This window comes from Comamonas sp. lk, assembly GCF_900564145.1.
GTDB lineage: Bacteria > Pseudomonadota > Gammaproteobacteria > Burkholderiales > Burkholderiaceae_C > Comamonas.
On record NZ_UOOB01000001.1, the window covers coordinates 3,195,379 to 3,214,810 of the forward strand.

General features: G+C 62.2%; 20 protein-coding genes. 8 read left to right on the forward strand and 12 right to left on the reverse strand.

Annotated features, from left to right (window positions below; all coding sequences use genetic code 11):
• Positions 1-2 precede the first annotated feature (2 nt).
• The 6 genes from EAO39_RS22635 to cls all read right to left on the reverse strand — a co-directional run bounded on the left by EAO39_RS22635 (position 3) and on the right by cls (position 6,225).
• On the reverse strand, positions 3-431 hold the full coding sequence (locus EAO39_RS22635; RefSeq protein ID WP_162989571.1) for a hypothetical protein: 429 nt from the start codon (positions 429-431) through the stop codon (positions 3-5).
• A 32-nt stretch (positions 432-463) separates the two neighbouring features.
• Positions 464-1,534, reverse strand: a complete 1,071-nt coding sequence (locus tag EAO39_RS14475) for a FecR domain-containing protein (RefSeq protein ID WP_120968471.1) — start codon at positions 1,532-1,534, stop codon at positions 464-466.
• A 24-nt stretch (positions 1,535-1,558) separates the two neighbouring features.
• Positions 1,559-2,068, reverse strand: coding sequence for a sigma-70 family RNA polymerase sigma factor (locus tag EAO39_RS14480; protein WP_120968473.1), 510 nt, complete (start codon positions 2,066-2,068; stop codon positions 1,559-1,561).
• 281 nt (positions 2,069-2,349) lie between these two features.
• Positions 2,350-3,789, reverse strand: coding sequence for an exodeoxyribonuclease I (sbcB, locus tag EAO39_RS14485; protein ID WP_120968475.1), 1,440 nt, complete (start codon positions 3,787-3,789; stop codon positions 2,350-2,352).
• Positions 3,790-3,952: 163 nt separating this feature from the next.
• On the reverse strand, positions 3,953-4,771 hold the full coding sequence (locus tag EAO39_RS14490) for an NAD-dependent protein deacetylase (protein WP_120968477.1): 819 nt from the start codon (positions 4,769-4,771) through the stop codon (positions 3,953-3,955).
• Positions 4,771-6,225: a cardiolipin synthase gene (gene cls / locus EAO39_RS14495; protein WP_120968479.1), complete on the reverse strand. Its 1,455-nt coding sequence runs from the start codon at positions 6,223-6,225 to the stop codon at positions 4,771-4,773. Before cls ends, EAO39_RS14490 begins: the two co-directional genes overlap by 1 nt.
• 160 nt (positions 6,226-6,385) lie before the next feature.
• Between cls and EAO39_RS14500 the strand changes: the two genes are divergently transcribed.
• The 6 genes from EAO39_RS14500 (at position 6,386) to EAO39_RS14525 (ending at position 12,212) form a co-directional block, all read left to right on the forward strand.
• Positions 6,386-6,682 carry a helix-turn-helix transcriptional regulator gene (locus EAO39_RS14500; protein ID WP_120968481.1) on the forward strand — a complete coding sequence of 99 codons (297 nt, stop codon included), beginning with the start codon at positions 6,386-6,388 and terminating at the stop codon, positions 6,680-6,682.
• A 41-nt stretch (positions 6,683-6,723) separates the two neighbouring features.
• Complete coding sequence (locus tag EAO39_RS14505; RefSeq protein WP_120968484.1) at positions 6,724-8,046, forward strand: HipA domain-containing protein; 1,323 nt, start codon at positions 6,724-6,726, stop codon at positions 8,044-8,046.
• A gap of 195 nt (positions 8,047-8,241) precedes the next feature.
• Positions 8,242-8,823 carry a chromate transporter gene (locus tag EAO39_RS14510; RefSeq protein WP_120968487.1) on the forward strand — a complete coding sequence of 194 codons (582 nt, stop codon included), beginning with the start codon at positions 8,242-8,244 and terminating at the stop codon, positions 8,821-8,823.
• Complete coding sequence (locus EAO39_RS14515) at positions 8,820-9,419, forward strand: chromate transporter (RefSeq protein WP_120968490.1); 600 nt, start codon at positions 8,820-8,822, stop codon at positions 9,417-9,419. The genes EAO39_RS14510 and EAO39_RS14515 overlap by 4 nt, the downstream gene beginning before the upstream one ends.
• 85 nt (positions 9,420-9,504) lie before the next feature.
• Positions 9,505-9,993, forward strand: coding sequence for an SRPBCC family protein (locus EAO39_RS14520; protein WP_120968493.1), 489 nt, complete (start codon positions 9,505-9,507; stop codon positions 9,991-9,993).
• Between the two features lie 272 nt (positions 9,994-10,265).
• Positions 10,266-12,212, forward strand: coding sequence for a PAS domain-containing hybrid sensor histidine kinase/response regulator (locus EAO39_RS14525; RefSeq protein WP_120968496.1), 1,947 nt, complete (start codon positions 10,266-10,268; stop codon positions 12,210-12,212).
• Between the two features lie 90 nt (positions 12,213-12,302).
• Here EAO39_RS14525 and rlmB read toward each other — a convergent pair whose 3' ends face one another.
• On the reverse strand, positions 12,303-13,079 hold the full coding sequence (rlmB, locus tag EAO39_RS14530) for a 23S rRNA (guanosine(2251)-2'-O)-methyltransferase RlmB (protein WP_120968499.1): 777 nt from the start codon (positions 13,077-13,079) through the stop codon (positions 12,303-12,305).
• A gap of 299 nt (positions 13,080-13,378) precedes the next feature.
• Here rlmB and sstT point away from each other — a divergent pair, with 299 nt between their 5' ends.
• Positions 13,379-14,611, forward strand: a complete 1,233-nt coding sequence (sstT, locus tag EAO39_RS14535; protein WP_120968502.1) for a serine/threonine transporter SstT — start codon at positions 13,379-13,381, stop codon at positions 14,609-14,611.
• Between the two features lie 68 nt (positions 14,612-14,679).
• Here the strand turns inward: sstT and EAO39_RS14540 are convergent, their stop codons facing one another.
• On the reverse strand, positions 14,680-15,360 hold the full coding sequence (locus EAO39_RS14540) for an ATP-binding cassette domain-containing protein (RefSeq protein ID WP_120968505.1): 681 nt from the start codon (positions 15,358-15,360) through the stop codon (positions 14,680-14,682).
• Between EAO39_RS14540 and EAO39_RS14545 the strand changes: the two genes are divergently transcribed.
• Positions 15,359-16,072 carry an arylesterase gene (locus tag EAO39_RS14545; RefSeq protein ID WP_120968508.1) on the forward strand — a complete coding sequence of 238 codons (714 nt, stop codon included), beginning with the start codon at positions 15,359-15,361 and terminating at the stop codon, positions 16,070-16,072. The two genes, EAO39_RS14540 and EAO39_RS14545, sit on opposite strands and share 2 nt — an antisense overlap.
• Positions 16,073-16,110: 38 nt before the next feature.
• Here the strand turns inward: EAO39_RS14545 and EAO39_RS14550 are convergent, their stop codons facing one another.
• The 4 genes from EAO39_RS14550 to EAO39_RS14565 form a co-directional block, all read right to left on the reverse strand.
• Entirely contained in the window at positions 16,111-16,371 is a 261-nt protein-coding gene (locus EAO39_RS14550) for a hypothetical protein (protein ID WP_120968511.1), read from the reverse strand.
• Positions 16,372-16,387: 16 nt separating this feature from the next.
• Positions 16,388-17,203 carry a DUF2189 domain-containing protein gene (locus EAO39_RS14555; RefSeq protein WP_120968514.1) on the reverse strand — a complete coding sequence of 272 codons (816 nt, stop codon included), beginning with the start codon at positions 17,201-17,203 and terminating at the stop codon, positions 16,388-16,390.
• A 228-nt stretch (positions 17,204-17,431) separates the two neighbouring features.
• Positions 17,432-18,658 (reverse strand): PLP-dependent transferase, encoded by a 1,227-nt coding sequence (locus tag EAO39_RS14560; RefSeq protein WP_120968517.1) that lies wholly within the window; start codon positions 18,656-18,658, stop codon positions 17,432-17,434.
• Positions 18,659-18,798: 140 nt separating this feature from the next.
• On the reverse strand, positions 18,799-19,299 hold the full coding sequence (locus tag EAO39_RS14565) for a BON domain-containing protein (protein WP_120968520.1): 501 nt from the start codon (positions 19,297-19,299) through the stop codon (positions 18,799-18,801).
• Positions 19,300-19,432: the final 133 nt, after the last annotated feature.

Genomic DNA, 19,432 nt, shown 5'->3' on the forward strand with positions numbered 1-19,432 from the left:
GGTCAGCCTCCCCAGCCAGTCATGCAAGCAGCCATAGCCGCCAGCGCTGCTGAAGGCAGCAACAAGCACAGCCAGGCGCTGCGCAGCGATATCGGCAGGAACACCGCAGCAATGATCACCGGGTAAAGCACAAAGCCAGACTGCATGCCGACCAGGATGGCCTCAGCTCTGGAGCTGCCCAGCGCCGACCCCAAGGCACCACACCACACGATCCAGACGCTGGTCAGCAGATACCCGCCGAAAACAGCTGCCATGATCCGGGACAGCAAGCGCAGACCAGAGTGCCGAAGCAAGAAAAAACGTATGGGTAATCGACAAGACATGGGCGTGGGCAGATAAAAACGATGTGACGATGCCGGGCACATGCATCCATGTACGCCCGGCACTTCCCTTTTGAGATCTATGACGCACGAGATTTCAAAAAGGGTCACCCACTCCCGAGGGCAATGCCCTGCTCGCCACTTCAGCGACCGCTGATCGGCCTCGCCTCCACCACCACCCACCAAGGGAAACGCCAGCGCACCTGCACGGGCAGCGAGTTCGGCAGCATGGCCAGCACAGCGTCGGTATTGGCCATGCTGCCTTCAGGCCCCAAAGGGAAAACGCCGGAAAAACGCACTCCGGCCACGGCGCGATCAACGCGCAGCCAGCCGTTGCGGTAGCGGCCCAGCTCGACGAGAAAATCGTCCAATCGCTGGTTATCCACCCAAAGCTGCCCCCGACTCCAGGCCAGCTCCCGTTCGCCAGCGGCAACTGGCTCCTGTATGTGTGAGCGTTCAAAACTCACTGTTTGACCCGCGTCCAGCCGCAGCGGAGCACTTTCCTGTGCGGCATCCACGGGGTGAATTTCCACCGCTCCCTCGAACACGGCAACCTGCGTCATGCCGGCGTTCTGGCGCACGGTAAAGCGCGTACCCAGCGCACGCACGCGGCCTTCTGCGGTTTCAACCACAAAGGGCAAAGCGCCCAGCTCACTCGCCGGGTGGCCGGTGGTGAACAAGGCTTCGCCCTGCAGCAGGCGCACGCTGCGCTCCTTGCCTGAAAAACTCAATACCAGCGCACTGCGAGTGCCCAGCAGCAGCTCGGTACCATCGGGCAGCGTATGACGCTGGCGCTCGCCAGTGCCGCTGCGATAGTCGGCCGCCAGTTGCTGCCATTGCGGTGTGCGAGTGGCCACCCAGCCTGCACCGGCGGCCGTGCCCACGCCCACGAACAAGGCCAGCAAGCGGCGCCGTGATGCGGACGCTGGCGCTGCGTGCAGAGTGCGGTAGCCCAGACCGCCTGCATTCAATCCTGGCAAAGCGCCGGTAATGGACTGCAGATGCTTCCAGGCACGCGCATGGTCTGCATGGGCGTCATGCCACTGGCGCCAGCGCTTTTGCTCGGCAGCCGTAACTGCGCCGCCATGCAAGCGCGTGAACCAGTCTGCTGCCGCCTCAGCAACGGCTGCATCCAAAGGTGCGCCGCCGGCACGCAGCTGTGCGCCCGTGCCCGGTGCAGGGGCCGCCAAGCGGCCGGTGGAGTGGAGTGTCATGACGGAGTAAACGCGATGCCTGGATCAGGCCAGCACCAGGAAAAAACATTGACGGTGCGCCTGCATCAGATAGCGCTTGACCGAAGTCATGGAGACCCCCAGCCGCTCGGCAATGGCGGCATAAGTCAGGCCTTCCAGATGGGCCAGCAAAAAGGCTTCGCGGGCCTTGGGAGCCAGCGCATCCAGTACTTGATCCACGGCCTGCAGGGATTCAAGCGCGATCAGGCGCTCTTCCGGCGGCGGCGCCAGCTCTTCAGCCAGCAAGGCCAGCGCATCCAGATAGGCGCGCTCCAGCACACGACGGCGATAGTGGCGAATGAGCAGATTCTTGGCCACCGTGACAAGAAAAGGCCGGGGCTGCTCTATGCGCGTCGCCATGCCTGAGACGATGACGTTGACAAAGGTGTCGTGCGCGATGTCAGATGCTTCAAACGTATTGCCCAGCTTGCCCCGCAGCCAGTTCTGCAACCAACCATGGTGTTCAACGTACAGGGTGTGGACGGGATCAGCAGGGGTGGAGGAAGAAGCGGTCACAGGCTGTAGGGCCGCGATGACGCGACACTGACTTGATATTGAGAACTATTCTCATTGTAACAACGAATCAAGTTTTCTCTACGGACCGCCAGCACTCGTGGCTCTGCTCCCGCGGCTGCATCTGCAACACTGCTACGGCGCTGCATAGGCCGGTCGCGCTATCTGTGCGGCTTACGTCTCCAGCATTTCCATTTCCATGCCAATGTCAAAGACCAAAGGCTGCCACCCGTATCTACGGGGAGCAGCCTTTTAGGATGACACGAATCGCCCAAATGGGTCGATCAGGCCTCGGGCACCATGCCGTCGGCGTAGTCGTAAAGATCGCCCAGAATCTCTTCGGCACGCTCGTCGGCGGTTTCGGACAGGGCGTCGATCATGGCAAACATCTGCTCGGCCGTACGCGCGCCGCCCTGGCCTTCAATCAGGCAGGCAGCGCGATGCTGCTCCCAGCGCTGCTGCTCGGCGGCGTTCAGCATCATGGGGAAGTTGCGCGCCCGGTAGCGCCAGACCAGCTCGGTCAGGCGCGGGTCGTCAAAGCCGGTCTTGTCCAGCGCCAGTTCCTGGGGCGAGAGCCGCTTGACGCGCTCCAGGCGGCGGCGGTCTTCGTTGCCCACAAAACCGCCGTACAGATCCTGATCGGCATCCAGCGGCTCGCCCGCCTCGCGCGTGAACACAGCCTTCCACTGGGCGCTCATATCGGGCAGGTCGCGGGCAATGGCGGCAAATTCCAGGCATTGCTCCATATTCACGCCCCATTTCTCGGCCATGGCCGGGCTCAGCGTCTTGAGGCTACCCACCACCATGGGCGATTTGTTGATGTGAATGCTCTTGATGGGCAGGCGCGTAACGCCTTCGGGCAGCTCTGCCTGGCGGGTAAACAGGCGCAGGCGCAGGTCTTCAATGCTGATACCGGCCAGCTCGCTGGGGTCTTGGGCCAGATCCCAGCAAATCACCTCGTTCTTGTTGGTCGGATGGGTGGCCAGCGGCCACATCACGGCCAGGCAGCCGCGCTCGGGGCGGATCATGCCGGTGATGTGCAGAAACGGGCGTGCATGCTCCTGAATCGCGGGCAAGCCCATCTCGCGCAGCGCCCCGTCTTTTTTATGCAGGCCAAAGGCAAAGTCGAACAGACGCGGCTGCTTGTCGCGAATCAGGCGGGCCAGTCCAATCGTGGCACGCACATCGCTCAAGGCATCGTGGGCCTGCTCGTGCAGCAAGCCGTTGGCGCGGGCAAGGTCTTCGAGCTTGAAGCTGGGCGAGCCGTCTTCCTTTTGGGGCCAGTGAATGCCGTCGGGCCGCAGCGCATAGACCATGCGCACCACGTCCAGCAGATCCCAGCGGCCGCAGCCGTTTTGCCACTCACGCGCATAGGGATCGATCAGATTGCGCCAGAACATGAAGCGCGTGATCTCATCATCAAAGCGAATCGTGTTGTAGCCCACGCCCACGGTGCCGGGCTGGGCCAGCTCGGCCTCGATGAGGGCCGCAAATTCATGCTCGGGAATGCCGTCTTCCAGCGCCCGCTGGGGGGTGATGCCGGTGATCAGACAGGATTGCGGGTCGGGCAGATAGTCGTTGGCGGGCTGGCAATACCACATGACGGGCTCGCCGATCTCGTTGAGCTGGTCATCCGTGCGTATGCCTGCAAACTGTGCCGGGCGGTCGTAGCGCGGCTGGGCGCCAAAGGTTTCGTAGTCGTGCCAGAAAAAGGTATGAGCCATGGAGGCCAAGTATGCCCGCGAACCAGGGGGCTTCAAGGCAAATGCTGCGGCGGCGTCGGCCTCTGCTTTCAGGATATTTGGTCTTCAAAAATTCAAGAAAAATACGGTTAAACCCCTTTTATTTGTTGTGCTTACAGCTATCAAAATCAAAGTACTGCGGAAATCAGCTCGCGCGGGCCATACTCAGCAGAGCCTGGCCTACATCCATCTCCAGCTTGAATTCCAGCAAATCATCGGCCCGCGTCACCCCCTGGTTGATGGCGATCAGGCTTTTGCCCCGGCGCGCTGCGGCCTGGGCAAAGCGAAAGCCCGAAAACACCATCAACGAGGAGCCGGCAATCAGCAGACCGTCGGCCCGCTCCAGGGCAGCCATGGCCTGCTCCACCCGCTCACGCGGAACCGATTCGCCATAAAAAACCACATCGGGTTTGAGTACGCCAGTGCCGCAGTGCGGGCAGGCCGGCACCTCGAAAGCGCTGAAATCCTCATGCTCCAGATCGGCATCGCCATCGGGAGCCGGAGCGGCATACAGCTGCGCCCAATGCGGATTGCGCGCCAGAAGGCTTTGCTGCAACTGGGAGCGCGCCAAGCGCCGGCCGCAGTCCATGCAGCGCACGGTGTCGATGCGGCCATGCAGATCCAGGCAGCTGCGGCTGCCTGCGGCGCTATGCAGGCCATCCACATTCTGGGTAATCAGCAGCTCGATATGGCCTTGCTGCTCCAGCAGCGCCAGCGCCCGGTGCGCCCTGCCCGGCTGCGCCTGGCCCATGACGCGCCAGCCCAGCATGGAACGGGCCCAGTAGCGCTTGCGCACCAGTTCATCGCCCATGAAGGCCTGGTAGGTGACGGGCTGCGGGCGCTTCCATTGGCCTTGCTCGTCCCGGTAGTCGGGAATGCCCACCTCCGTGCTGCAGCCTGCACCGGTAATCACAAGTAGACGGGGATGGGCGGCAAACCAGTCCGCCAGAAGTTGTTCGGTCATCACAGCAGGGGGGAAGTCAGTCGGGCCACGGAATCAAACAAGCGGCGACTAAAGCGTTTTTCGCTTTTGTACTGAACCATCTGGGCGCTGCCCAGATCTTGCTCGAACTGCCGCGCCAGCTCGCCATTGAGCTGGGGGCCATAGCCTATCAGGCAGACCTCGTAGTTGAGAAAGAAGCTGCGGTAGTCAAAATTGGCCGTGCCTATGATGGCGATGTTGTCATCCACCACCAGAGTCTTGGAGTGCAGCATGCTGGCCTGGAACTCGTGCACGCGCACGCCGCAGCGTATCAGCTCATCAAAATAAGAGCGCGCCGCGGCCGTCACAAAGATCGAGTCCGACTTCTTGGGCACCAGAATCTGCACGTCCACGCCCCGCAGCGAGGCATTGGTGAGTGCGGCCAGCGCCGCCTCGGTAGGCACAAAATAAGGCGTGGTCAGCCAGACGCGATGATCTGCAGCGTGAATTGCGGCCAGATGCGCGCGATAAATCGCCTGCAGGCTGTTGTCGGGGCCCGAGGTGATGACCTGCATGGGAATGTCGCCATCGCCCTGCTCCGGCAGCAGCTCCTCGATATCGGCAGGCAGTTGGCCGGGCTTTTTCTCCAGCGCATAGGCCCAGTCTTCCATGAACACGGTCTGCAGCCAGTTGACCACCGCGCCTTCCACGCGCAAATGCACATCGTGATAGGCATTGGCCACAATGCGCTCGTTTTCCTCGTCCGTCACATTCACGCCACCGGTAAAGCCGACCTGGCCGTCGCAGACCAGAATTTTGCGGTGGGTGCGAAAGTTCACCACCGGGCGCAGACGCCGGCCCACCTTGGAATCGTGAAAACGCGCCACTTCGGCACCTGCATCCAGCAAGGGCTTGAGAAACTGGCGCCCCAGTTTCTTGGAGCCCAGGGCATCGACCAGCAGGCGCACCTGCACACCCTGGCGGGCTTTATCGATCAGCAAATCGCGCAGCGCCGTGCCCGTCTGGTCCGGCTCGTAGATGTAGTACTCCAGGTGCACATGGTGCCTGGCCGTCGTCACCGCCTGTGCAATGGCATCAAAAGTGGCTGCCCCGCCAACCAGCAGCTGCATGCCGCTGGCCGTGCTAAGGGGAAAGTCGCTGGTGGCCGCCACCAGCTGTGCCACCTGGTGCAGGCGCGCATCGCCATGAGGCATGCGCTCGCGCAGGCGCTGAATGCTGGCCCTGACCTTGGAGCGTTTGCGCGAGCGCAAGCGCTTGATGCGCTGGCGCTTCATGCGCTGCGGGCCCAGAAAGTAATAAATCACCAACCCCACCACCGGGAGCGCGGCCATGGAAAGCAACCAGCTCAAGGTGGCCACCGGCTGGCTGCGCTGCAGCAAAATCCAGACGCTGACCACAATCACATACAAGGTCCAGCCTACGGAAAGCCAGAGCTTGACGTGTTCCTGGCTCAGCAGGCTTGCAATCCAATCCAAGGGGTCTCTCCTGATTTCAGGTTCTGCAGCAGCAACAATGAACCCAGACTATGGCAGAGGCACGACAAGCGCCAGCCGTGTTTGCACGTTCGCCTTGTACTTCAAACGATAAATGAATCTCAAAATACTCAAATTACATTAAAAGAGTATATTTAGCATCATGACTTCTGATCTTATCGCCACACTGGCTCAAGCGCGCAAAGCCGCCCAAATCACCCAGGCCGATCTGGCTGCACGCGCCGGCCTGTCGCGCATGGCCGTGCAACGCACCGAAACCGGCGATGTGGACCCGCGTTTTTCCACCCTGCAGGAAATGGCACGCGTGCTGGAGATGGATCTGATTGCCGTGCCCACGGCCTTGCGGGCCGAGTTGCAGGCCTTCATCCAGTCCGGTGGCAAGTTTCTGGCCCAGCCCCAGGGAGCCGAGGCACCGGCCTCCATCGTCGACAAGCTTTGAGCTGAACACGGCCGGCACCGTCCCAACATCTAAAGAAGCCCATGAGCACCGCCATCCGTTACCTGCGCTTGTTCATGCATCTGCCGGCTGCCTGGGGCGGCGGGCGGCGCGGCGTGGGCTATCTGTCCCAGTACGGGGATATTCTGCGCATCTCCTTCGACGAGGATTACATCAACGATGCCAATCGCCCCACGCTGTCGTTGAGCCTGACCGGCGACAGCGAGGCCGCCACCCGGCAAATCCTGTCTTCCATGCGCGATGCGCGCCTGGTGCGCACCGACGGGCGCTGGCCGGTGTACTTTCAGAACCTGCTGCCCGAAGGCCATAACCGCGAGCGCCTGGCACATGAGCGCGGCTGCGCGCCAGACGATGAGTTCGAGCTGCTGGCCGCGGCCGGCCACGACCTGATGGGCGCGCTGGAAGTCGAGCCCGTGCCGCTGCAGCAAGGCGTGCCGGACACCGTGCGCCACTGGCACACTACGCAGGGACTCGATGTGCTGGAGCCGGGCTTTGTCGAATACCCGGTGGAAGACGCGGCCTCGCTGCCGGGCGTGGTCACCAAGTTCAGCGCCGTGCACAACGGGCGACGCTACACCATTCACCGCCACGGCCAGGCGGGCAGCACCATCCTGAAGCTGCCCACCAGCCAGCACCCGGATCTGGTGGCCAACGAGTTCGCCGGCTATCAGCTGTGCCAGGCCTTGCAGCTGAACTGCGCCCGCGCCCGCGTCATCAGCCGCGCCGAGGCTGAGCTGCCCGAGCATCTGCCGTTCAAGGAAATTCTGGCCGTGGACCGCTTTGACCACCTGCCCGGCGGCGTGCGCGTACATATGGAAGAGTTCAACCAGGTGCTGGGCTATGCGCCGCGCCAGAAATACGGACAGCGCAACCCGGCCCAGCCGCTGCAGGACTGGGCCACCATGCTGCGCGTGCTCAACCGTCTGAGCACCCAGCCTGTGCAGGACACGCGCGAGTTTCTGGCCCGCATGCTGGCCTTCATCCTCATGGGCAATACCGATGCCCATCTCAAGAACTGGGCCCTGATCTACCCCGACGGCCGCCATCCGCAACTGGCCCCGCTGTACGACCCGGTCTGTGTTTCGGCTTTTTTTCATGATGCGCCTGCGGGTCAGTACGCGGTCAACCGCTCCATCGATGCCCAGCTCAGAGCCCTGGACTGGGAAGATTTGCGCGCCCTGATGCAAGCGGCCGGCCTGTTGCGCATACCGCGCCACCTGAGTCTGCTGCGCGATCGGGTCCAGCAGGCCAAGGCGCAATGGCCGGCCGTGCTCGAGCAGGCGCCGGCGTCCGTGGCACAAACCGTGACCGAAAGGCTACAAGGCGGCGTCAAACTTGCGGTTTGAAGAGCGGCCCGGCTGTGATCAATCCACAGGTGTTCGCCAACCGGCCTCAAGCTCAGCCATCACATTCAGCCATGGGGGTATGAGCGCAAGAGATACCAGATATGGCAGCAAAACCCTGCCCAAAGCGGGTTGCTGAATAGATAATTCATAGCATTGTGCGCAATCCAGACGGGCGCAGCTGCATGAATTGCTCTCATGAACCCTGTACCTGCCGACTCCACCGAAAAACCCCGCCCCGCCCATCTGCGCGCGCTGTTCTGGTCTTTGACCTGGCTGGCCCTGCAGGGCTTTGGCGGCGTGCTGGCCGTGATTCAACGTGAGCTGGTGGAAAAGCGCGGCTGGCTGAGCAACGAAGAGTTCATGGAAGACTGGGCCGTGGCCCAGATCATGCCCGGCCCCAATGTGGTCAATCTCTCCATCATGCTGGGCGAGCGCTATTTTGGCTGGCGCGGTGCGGTGGTGGGGCTGTGCGGCATCCTGGCCTTTCCTTTGCTGCTGGTCATCAGCCTCACCGTGGTCTATGCGCAGTTTGCCCATCACCCAGCCGTGGCCGGTGCGCTGCGCGGCATGGGCGCCGTGGCCGCCGGCCTGGTGGCAGGCATGGGCTTGAAGCTGGCCGCCACGCTGGCCCGCCATCCTCTGGGGCGCTGGTGCTGCGCCGTGCTGGCGCTGGCCGCTTTTGCGGCCATGGCCGTGCTGCGCTGGCCGCTGTTCTGGGTGCTGCTGAGCATCGGCGGTGCCGGCTGCGTGCTGACCTACCGGAAGCAGGCGCCATGAACCAGCTGCTGATCGACATGCAATGGCAGGACTGGCTGCACCTGTGGCTGTATTTTCTTTCCTTGTCGCTGATGACAGTGGGCGGCGCCATTGCCGCGGCGCCCGATATGCACCGCTATCTGGTGGACAGCCAGCACTGGCTGAGCGAGACACAGTTCACCAGCTCGATCGCCATTGCCCAGGCGGCCCCCGGCCCCAATGTGCTGTTCATTGCACTGCTGGGCTGGAATGTGGGGCTCAATGCCGCAGGCGGCTCGACCAGCCTGGGCTGGGCTCTGGGCGCTTTGGGCGCACTGATCTGCATGCTGGGCATTTTGTTGCCCAGCTCGCTGCTGACCTGGCAGGCCTCGCGCTGGCTGCAGCACAACCGTGAACGCCGCACCGTGCGGGCCTTCAAGCAAGGCATGGCACCGCTGGTGATAGGCCTGCTGCTGGCCACAGGCTGGCTGCTGGGCAGCGCCAGCGGCCAGTGGCGCCAGGACGGCTGGCTGTGGCTGCTTTCCCTGGTCTGCATGCTGCTGGTATGGCGCACCCGCATACACCTGCTGTGGCTGCTGGGCTCCGGGGCCCTGCTGGGAGCGCTGGGCTGGGTCTAGGCAAACAGGGGTTGGGGCAAATCAGTGCTGGCGAATTCGAGAACCTGTTTACGATGACTGCCCTGTGTTCCAAAGGAGCGTTTCCATGACATCCTCTTCCCAGTCAGCAATTGCCGAACATGCCAACGATCTGGTGCTCATACGCCGGATACCCGCCTCGGCGCAAACCCTGTTCCGATGCTGGACCGAACCCGCGCTGATCAAGCAGTGGTTTGTGCCCAGCCCCTGGACGATTGCCCATGTGGAGCTGGATCTACGTGTCGGCGGGCAGAGCCTGATCGTCATGCAAGACCCCGAGGGCAATCAGCACCCCAACCCCGGCGTCTATCTGGAGGTGATTCCCAACCGTCGCCTGGTCTTCACCGATGCCTATACCGCGGGCTGGCTGCCAACGGCCAAGCCTTTTATGACGGCCATCATCAGCTTCGAGCCCGAAGGCGAGCAAACCCTGTACACCGCCCGCGCACGCCACTGGAGCGCAGAGGCCCGCCAGCAGCATTTGGACATGGGCTTTGAGCAAGGCTGGGGCATATGCGCCGACCAGTTGCAGGCCCTGGCCGCCCAAATCGCCTGATGCTGGCGCAAAATTGGAGCCATTCGCTATTAATTAAATAGCTTAAAGCACATTCAAACAAAGGGGTAAAAAGCTTTTTCACCCCAGCACAGCTGAAAAAAAACAGCAGCAACCAGGCAGCCGAGGGTGGCGAGCATGGGCTTGATGATTTGGCATGAGATGCTCAAATGTCCCGCCGGTGTCAATTGGGACATCGGATGACAAAGATTTACAGAATCGGTTCTACACTGCTTAGATCACCGCTCCTGATTTTGAGTACCACAGGCTTGCCCATGACCACAATGGAACATCTCGATGTACTCAAGCAGGCCATGATGTTGGCCACGCTGCCATGGGGGCTGATCAAGTTTCCCGGGCTGCAACTCGAATGCGCCAACAAGGCGCTGCAGATGCAGATGCGCTCCGGCCCGCTTCAGACAGGACTCGATCCCGTACGTCACCCCCTGCTGCTGCAGGCCCTGCAAAACAGCGTGCAGCTGCTGGCAGAAACCACAGTGCAATTGCCCCAGCAAAGCATGCAATGGCATTTTGTGCCCATGCAGCAAGACGGCCAGGTCTGCGCCGTGCAGTGTTATCTGACAGCGGCGCCCCTCACAGAGACGCAGAGCAGCACGGCAAGGTCAGGCGAGCTTGTGCACAGCGATCGCTTCGAGGCCTTGCTCGATCTTCTGCCCTACCAGGCCTGGATTGCCACCCCGCACGGCGAGCTGACCTGGCTGAACAAGGCCCTCAAGCTCTACGCCTACAACCACGCTCAGCCCATAGACCTCAGCGATGCGGTCTGGATAGACATTGTTCATCCCCATGATCTGGCGGGCCTCAATGCCGGTCTGTCACGGGCGCTGATCACCGAAAAAGCCACCGGCTATCGTTTGCGCATCAAAAAGCATGGCGGCGGCTATGAATGGTTTTATGCCACGCTGGCTCCCGTCAAAAACGCCAGCAATGAAACCCTTTACTGGGTGGGCTCCAACATCAGCATCCAGACCCTCAAACAGGCCGAGGACAAATCCCAGGATCAGATCACCCGCCTCAAGCACCAGCTGCAACTGGGCAGGCAGGAGCTGGCACTGTCCCAGGCCAGTCTGGCGCGCGCGCAGAAGATGGATCTGATCTCCAACCTCTCCGCTGGCGTGGCCCACGACCTCAACAATCTGCTGTTCATCACCGGCCTGCATGCCGGTCTGCTCGAAAAAAAGATCACCGACAACCAGCAGCACGAGCACATCGATGTGATTCACGAGACCATCAAAAAGGCCGGACGGCTGGCCTCGCAGCTCACCGGTTTCAGCAGCCGCAAGTCCATGACGCTGGTCACGGCAGACCCCAAGAACCTGATTCGCGATATCGAGCAGCTGCTGTACAAGGCCGTGGGCGATGAAGCCCAGCTGCAGATTCAGCTGGCAGCCAAGCTGTGGCCGATACGCGTGGATCGCATGTATTTCGAGAACTCGCTGATCAATCTGGCCATCAATGCCCGCGATGCCACGGCCGGCGGCGGCAACATCACCTTGACGGTGGAAAATGCGGTGCTCAAACGCCAGGACTTTGCCGGCGACTACCTGATGATCAGCTTGCGCGACGACGGCACAGGCATGAGCGAGGCCGTGCAGGCCCGGATCTTCGAGCTGTTGTTCACCACCAAACCCGAGGGCAAGGGTGCGGGCCTGGGCCTGCCCATGGTCAAGAACTTCATGGATCACTCCCACGGCCTGATCGAAGTGGAGTCTGCCGAAGGCCAGGGCAGCTGTTTTCGCCTGTACTTTCCGCGCTCCGAGCAGGACAGTTCACCGAAAGACGAACCTCAGGCGCTGGAGCAGGGCGGGCGCGAGACCATTTTGCTGATCGAGCAAGACCTGCCCACCCGCAACGCCATGGCCCAGGTGCTGTATGAGCTGGACTACCAAGTGGCTACGGCCTACAAGCCCGAAGTGGCGCTGCGCTATATCAACAGCGGGCTCAAGGTGAACCTGATCATTGCCTCCGCCCGCCAGCAAAAGCCCTTGTCGGCCATCCAGCTATGCCATCAGCTTCGAAACGAAGGCCTGCACATTCCGCTGCTGCTGACCACGGGCAAAAGCCATGAGGAGCTGCGCAGCGAGCAGCCGGCCACCGAAGAGTTCACCGTGCTGATCAAACCCGTCTCCATGCCCGATCTGTCAAAAGCCGTGCATGCGCTGCTACACCGCAGCCCGGCGGCGGAGCAGTTAGGCGATTGACGGCCTCACCGCAGCACAGGCTGAAAAAAAGGCCGCAGGGCTTGTGCCCTGCAGCCTTTGGAGACTGAGCAATCGGTCTGCGCTTGCGGTTCAGACCTTGGGAGCAGCAGCAAGGCCGTGGCCCAGACGCTGGCGCAGAGCTTCATACAGGCACACGCCGCTGGCCACGGAGACGTTCAGGCTCTCGACCGCGCCTTGCATGGGAATGCTCACCAGAGCATCGCAGGTCTTTCGCGTCAGCTGGCGCATGCCATCGCCCTCGGCGCCCAGCACCAAAGCCGTGGGACCGGTCAGATCCATCTGGTAGAGGTGTTTGTCGGCATCGCCGCTGGTACCGATGATCCAGATGCCGCGATCCTTGAGCTCATTGAGCGTGCGCGCCAGATTGGTCACCATGAAGTAAGGCACGGTCTCGGCCGCGCCGCTGGCCACCTTGGCCACGGTGGCATTGATGCCGGCCGCATGGTCCTTGGGGGCGATCACGGCATGCACGCCGGCACCGTCGGCCACGCGCAGGCAGGCACCCAGATTGTGAGGATCGGTCACGCCGTCGATCACCAGCAACAGCGGCGCCTTGACGCCGGCTTCTTCCAGATCGTCCAGCAGCTCGTCCAGCGTGCGAGTGTCCTTGACTTCCTCCACGCGCGCGGCCACGCCCTGGTGGCCGTGGGAGCCCGCCAGCTTGGCGATGCGCAGGGAATCGGCTTCGATCAGACGAACACCGGCCTCCTTGGCGCGATCCAGAAACTGACGCATGCGCGCATCACGGCGCGAGGCTTCGAAGTAAACCTCGATGATGGATTTGGGGGCGGTCTTCAGACGCACGCCAACGGCGTGAAAGCCGAACAGAACTTTGGGAGACGACATAGGCCGCCATTATCCGGGGGTTTGCCTACAGGCCTGCAGCCTGCAAGGTCATGCCTGCGCGCGCGACTGTGGTTTTATGTAGGGGCTAAACTGCGCCCCCTTCGGACGGGAAGGACGCTTATCATGCATAACTGAGCGCTCCAGGCTCCCGGTGCACGCCAGCGTTTGTGAGGTTTGACACTCGCAAAATTCAGCTATGCCACTTGTCCGTTTTCCGTGTCCCCGCTGCTGCGCTGCAGGCCCTGTCCGCTGAAAGCCTGCAGTGCTTTCCCCGTTCCATTTTTCAACAAAGACCTTGCATGCTCAACGCCTTGCTTGATTGGCTCAACCGTACCAGCCTGGTGCTGCAGATCGTGATTGCCCTGGTGGCCGGGGTGCTGGTCGCCTGGCTGTGGCCGGCCGCCGCTCAGCCTGCATCCATGCTGGGCACGCTGTTCATCTCTGCCCTCAAGGCCGTGGCACCGGTGCTGGTGTTCGTGCTGGTGATTGCCGCCATAGGCAACCACCGCCCGGGTCAGCAAACCCAGATCAAGCCCGTGCTGTGGCTGTATGTGCTGGGCACGCTTGCCGCCGCCTGCGTGGGCGTGGCCGCCAGCGTGCTGTTTCCCTCGGTCATTCATTTCCGCGAAGCCCCGGTGACGCAAGGCGTGCCCGGAGAAATCGGCCAGGTGCTGATGAATGTGGTGCATAGCGCCGTTGACAATCCGGTGCGCGCGCTGATGGAGGCCAACTACATCGGCGTGCTGGCCTGGGCTGTTGCCCTGGGCACGGCATTGCGACATGCCAGCCAGAGCACTCGCACCATGATCGAGGATCTGGGCAACGCCCTCACCCGCGTGATCCAGGGCGTGATCCGTCTGGCACCGCTGGGTATTTTCGGCTTGGTGGTGGCCACCTTCTCTTCGGGCGGCACAAGCGCTCTCTGGGATTACGCCCATTTGCTGCTGGTGCTGGTGGGCTCCATGGCGTTTGTGGCCCTGGTGGTCAACCCCCTCATTGTGTGGACGCAAATCCGCCGCAACCCCTACCCGCTGGTGCTGACCTGCTTGCGCGAAAGCGCGCTGACGGCCTTCTTCACCCGCAGCTCGGCAGCCAATATTCCGGTGAATCTGGCGCTGGCCAAGCGCCTGCAGCTGGACGAGGAAACCTATAGCATCTCCATCCCCCTGGGCGCCACCATCAACATGGCCGGTGCGGCCGTCACCATCAGCGTGCTGTCGCTGGCGGCGGCCCACACGCTGGGCATTGCGGTGGATATTCCCACCGCCATCTTGCTGTGCATCGTGGCTTCGGTCTGCGCCTGCGGCGCCTCCGGCGTGGCGGGCGGCTCGCTGCTGCTGATCCCGCTGGCCTGCAGCTTGTTCGGCATCTCCAACGACGTGGCCATGCAGGTCGTGGGCGTGGGTTATGTGATTGGCGTGATCCAGGATTCCACCGAAACCGCGTTGAACTCCTCCACCGACGTGCTGTTCACGGCCGCTGCCAGCCGCGCTGCCCAACGCAAGCTGGGACAGGCCGTTCCGCAACTCTGATTTTCATAGCTACCAGCGCTTGCGCTATCTAGGAAAAAGGCCTGTTTGATCACAGGCCTTTTTTGTTTTCAGAGCACGGCCCCGGCCTCGATGGTGATGCGGCGCTCGCACTGGGCGGCAATCGCCCTGTCGTGGGTGACCATGATCAACGTGGTGCCGCGCTCGCGGTTCAGGGCCAGCATCAACTCCATGATGGTCTGGCCGGTGGCAAAGTCCAGGCTGCCCGTGGGCTCGTCGGCCAGCAGCACGGCGGGCTCCACCACAAAAGCACGCGCCAGGGCCACGCGCTGCTGCTCTCCGCCCGAGAGCAGCTTGGGGTAATGCGCCAGGCGCTGCCCCAGGCCCACACGCTCCAGCATCTGCGTGGCGCGGGCACGGGCATCGCGTGCACCACTGAGCTCCAGCGGCAGCATCACGTTCTCCAGCGCCGTCAGGTTGCCCAGCAGCTGAAAGCTCTGGAACACAAAGCCTATCTTCTGCGCCCGCACCGCCGCTCTCTGGTCTTCGCTGAGCGCAAACAAATCCTGGCCCTGCAAACGCACCGCTCCCCGGCTAGGGGTATCGAGTCCGGCCAGAATGGCCATCAAGGTGCTCTTGCCCGAGCCCGAGGCCCCCACAATGGCCACGGTTTCACGCTCGACAAAGCGCAGATTGATATCGCGCAAAATGTCCAGCGTACCGGTCGAGTCGGTGACCGATTTGAATACCTGTTCAACAGAGATCAAAGGAATGGCAAGAGTTTCTGACATGAAGCAATTTGAAACGTTGGAATCCACACAACACGGTGACCGCAGGCGACGCCGCCACTGTATCGCCCTGGCTTTGGCACTGGGTGTTTTCGGTGCCAGCGCCAGCGCGCATGCGGCGGCCACCCACCATAGCCCAAACCCCAAACCCGCAAGCGGCGGCCCGATTCTGGTGCTGGGCGATTCGCTGAGTGCCGAATATGGGCTCACGCGCGGCAAAGGCTGGGTGGGCTTGCTGCAGCAGCGGGTTCAGGCGGAAAAACCGGCATACAGTGTGATCAATGCCAGCATCAGCGGCGAGACCACGGCCGGTGGCAAATCGCGGCTGCCGGCACTGCTGGAGCAGCACCGGCCCTCGATCGTGATTCTGGAGCTGGGCGGCAACGATGCTTTGCGCGGCCTGGCGCTGCAAAGCACGCAGAGCAATCTGCAGGCCATGGTGCAGGCGTCCAAGCAGGCCAAGGCGCAGGTGCTGCTGGTGGGCATGCAGGTGCCGCCCAACTACGGCGCCACCTATACCGAGCAGTTTGCCGCCCTGTTCGAGAACCTGGCCAAGCAGGAAAAGCTGCCTCTCGTGCCTTTTCTGCTGGCCGGCATAGGCGATGCGGCAGATGCCGAGCAGTGGTTTCAAAGCGACCGCATTCACCCCAATGCCAAAGCCCAGCCGCAGATGCTGAGCAATGTCTGGCCCAAGCTCAAGCCCTTGCTGAAATAGAGCTGGGCAAATCACGGCGGTGAGACTCAATCGCCAGCTCAATCACCGCCGCCGTCACTTCCCCCGCCAGCATCGCCCGAATCACTGCATTGGTCGGAGTCGGCGCTTGCGCTGTCGCAGCCCTTATCGCTGTGCTTATCGTTGTTGAAATAGCTGTCGCCAAATACATCGCTGCCATCGTCGCGGCTGTATGACGCAGTCATGGAAAAATGGGAGCCGTCACTCCTGCCAAGGCCGGCACCCACACCGTTGCCTGCTCGGGGAGTGAAAAGCTGGGTGATCCAGTTCCAAAAGTCCATTGCTGCCCCCCTTTTATCAGCGATCAGCGATCAGCGGTCTGCGGTCTGCGGTCTGCTCCACGTACACGCTGGCCCGGTACGCATGCCAGCTGGCACAGCCTAGCACCGGCCCCACCACCAGCAAGCCCGCGCCATACAGCAGCAAGGAGACGCTCACCAGCAGCGTGATCATGCCCACCCACAGCAGCATCACGCCCATATTGAGCCCCACCACGCGCATGCTGGTGATGCAGGCGGTCAGCGCATCCGTGTCTCTGTCCAGAATGGTGGGTAAAGACACCACGGTGAACGCATACACCAGGGCCGCAAACACGGCGCCCACGGCAAGGTAGATCAGCAGGAATTCCCAGTTTTCGCGGCGCAGCACGGTTTGCAAAATACTGGCGGTAGTGGGCATGCCGGTATCGAAGGAGATGGCAAACACCACCATGGCGGCGCGGCCCCAGAGCATTTCCAGCACCATCAGCACCATGACCAGCATGCCCATGCTTTGCAGATGACCACTCCAGCAGTCCAGCGACGCTCCCAGCTCGGGCACTTCGCCCTGCTCCAGGCGGCGGCTGATCTCATACAGGCCCATGGCCAGAAACGGCCCGACCAGCAGACAGCCGCTGGCCATGGACATCAGGTATTCGGGGCTGGCTTTGAACACCCAGCCCAGCAGCAGCGCCATGGCCCAGAAGCACAGGCCGTAGAACAAGGCAATCCAGGGCGCGCGCAACACATCGCGTACGCCCCAGGCCAACCATTGCCAGGGCTGGGCCCAGCGCAGGCGGCGCACCAGCAGCGGCGGCGGATCGGCCGGGGTTTCGGAAACAGGGGGCGCTTGCATGCGGGGTCTCCTGGTTGCCAGCGCGTTCGGCGAACGCTGCCTGCACCGAACTTACCCCCGGCTTCAAAGCCCAGACACTGCGGAAAGCCCTCGGCCCTGCCCGGTGGTTTCACTATGAATTGATGAGCTGGTTGCGCTTCATGCAGCTTGATATTCGTCAACCAGCCCTGTCAACTGCACACGCTGCATGCGCAAGCCGCTATCAATTTCGCGCTGATCCAGACAGCATCAACCCAATGCGATTTGCAAGGCCTGGGCCAGATCGGCTTGCAGATCGCCGGCATCCTCCAGGCCGATGGCAAAGCGCACCACTGTGCCCAGTTCGATTTGCGGTGTGGCGCAATGGCGCATGCTGGGCAGTTCATAAGGCATGACCAGGCTCACCGGGCCGCCCCAGCTGTAGCCGATCTTGAAAAGGCGCAGGCTGTCGCAAAACAGGTCCACCGCCTCCTGGCCAAAGCGCGCATCGATCACCACGCTGAACAGGCCTGCGGCCACGCCTTGCGGGTGCTGGGCGCTGGTGCATAGCTGCTTCCACTGCGCATGGCCGGGGGCGCCTTCCAGCGCCGGGTGCAAAACCTGCACCACCGCAGTTTGCCGGCCCAGCCACTGTGCCAACTGGCGGGCTGCATGGTCCTGGGCGTGGTAGCGCAGACCGATGCTGGGCAGGCTGCGCAACACGGCTTCAGCATCGTTACCGCTTACGCCCAGACCCATGCGCATATGGGCCAGCTTGATGCGCATATGTAGCGGCTGGTTGCGGGTGACGATGCTGCCCATGAGCACATCGCCACCGCCGCTGGGGTATTTGGTCAGCGCGTGCGCGGTCACATCCACGCCCAGGCTGCCGCCATCGCCGAGCAAATCAAAAGGCTTGAAGGCCAGGCCCGCGCCCCAGGTGTTGTCCAGCACCGTGGTCACGCCACGCGCGCGGCACAGGCGTACCTGCTCGATCAGATCCGGAAATTCCATGGTCACCGAACCCGGGGCTTCCAGCCAGACCAGCGCCGTGGCCGGCGTGATCTTGGCCGCCAGATCGGCCGCATTCATGGGATCGTAGTACTGGTGGCGAATGCCGTAATGGGCTAGCTCACCTTCGGCCAGCGATTTATTGGGGCCGTAAGCGTTATCGGGCAGCAGCACCTCGTCACCGGTCTTGAGCAGCGCCAGCGATACCGTGGCAATGGCAGCCAGCCCGCTGGGCACCAGCAGACATTGCAGCCCGCCTTCCAGCGTGGCCAGTCGCTCTTCCAGCGTATAAGTGGTGGGCGTGCCATGCAAGCCGTAGGTATAGCTGCTCTTGTCCAGCCAGCGGCGCTCGCGCATGGCCTGCACATTCTCGAAAAATACGGTGGAAGCCTTGTGTACCGGCGGCTGCGGACCTGAAAAATCCTGCGGAGCCTGGTAGGGGTGGTGGATCAAATGGGTGGACAGCTTGGGGTCGGCTTGGGTCATGCTGGCATCTTATCGACTCTGGCAGGTGCCAAAGCCGCCGAAATGACCGCCAGGGATAGCCAAACAGAGGGCCAGACACAAAAAAGCCAGAGGGCTTGCGCGCTCTGGCTGGACGGGCGAGCGCCAATCGACTGCGGCGATCAGCCCACCGTCAGATTGTTGTTCACATTGCCCACGCCCTTGACGGCCTTGGCCAGCTCGCCGGCGCGGGTCTTGAGTGCTTCGCTGGGCACGGTGCCGCTCAGCGTGACCACGCCGCTCTTGGTGTCCACATCAATCTTCAGAGCGCTGATATTGGGCTCCTTGATCAGATCCGCCTTGACTTGGGCAGTGATGCCGGCATCGTCCAGTGCAGCTCCGGCCTTGGCGGCTTCCTGTTCCATCTTGGCGCCGGCACTATCGGCCACGCTGGCGATCTTGTCGCCGGCTTTTTCCATCGCGTTGGTGGTGGCATCTCCGGCCTTGGCGGCGCTGTCTTCCAGTTTGCTGCCGGCATTCTCGGCCGCTTGCTGGGTCTGGGAAATCGCAGAATCCAGTTTTTGACCTGCGGTCTTTTCCTCGGACTTGCCGCAGGCAGCCAGGCCAAAAGCCAGGGTGGAAATTGCCAGCATGTGAATGGCGCGCTTAGACATAGAAGTCATGAATACCCCCTTTAATCTTCGAAGAATCAAACACAGAACCCACTGTACGCAGACCTGACAACAAGCTGAATGTGACGGACGCGCACAAGCTCGTAGGACAAACTCCTACAAAAGCACATTGTTTTACTGTAGC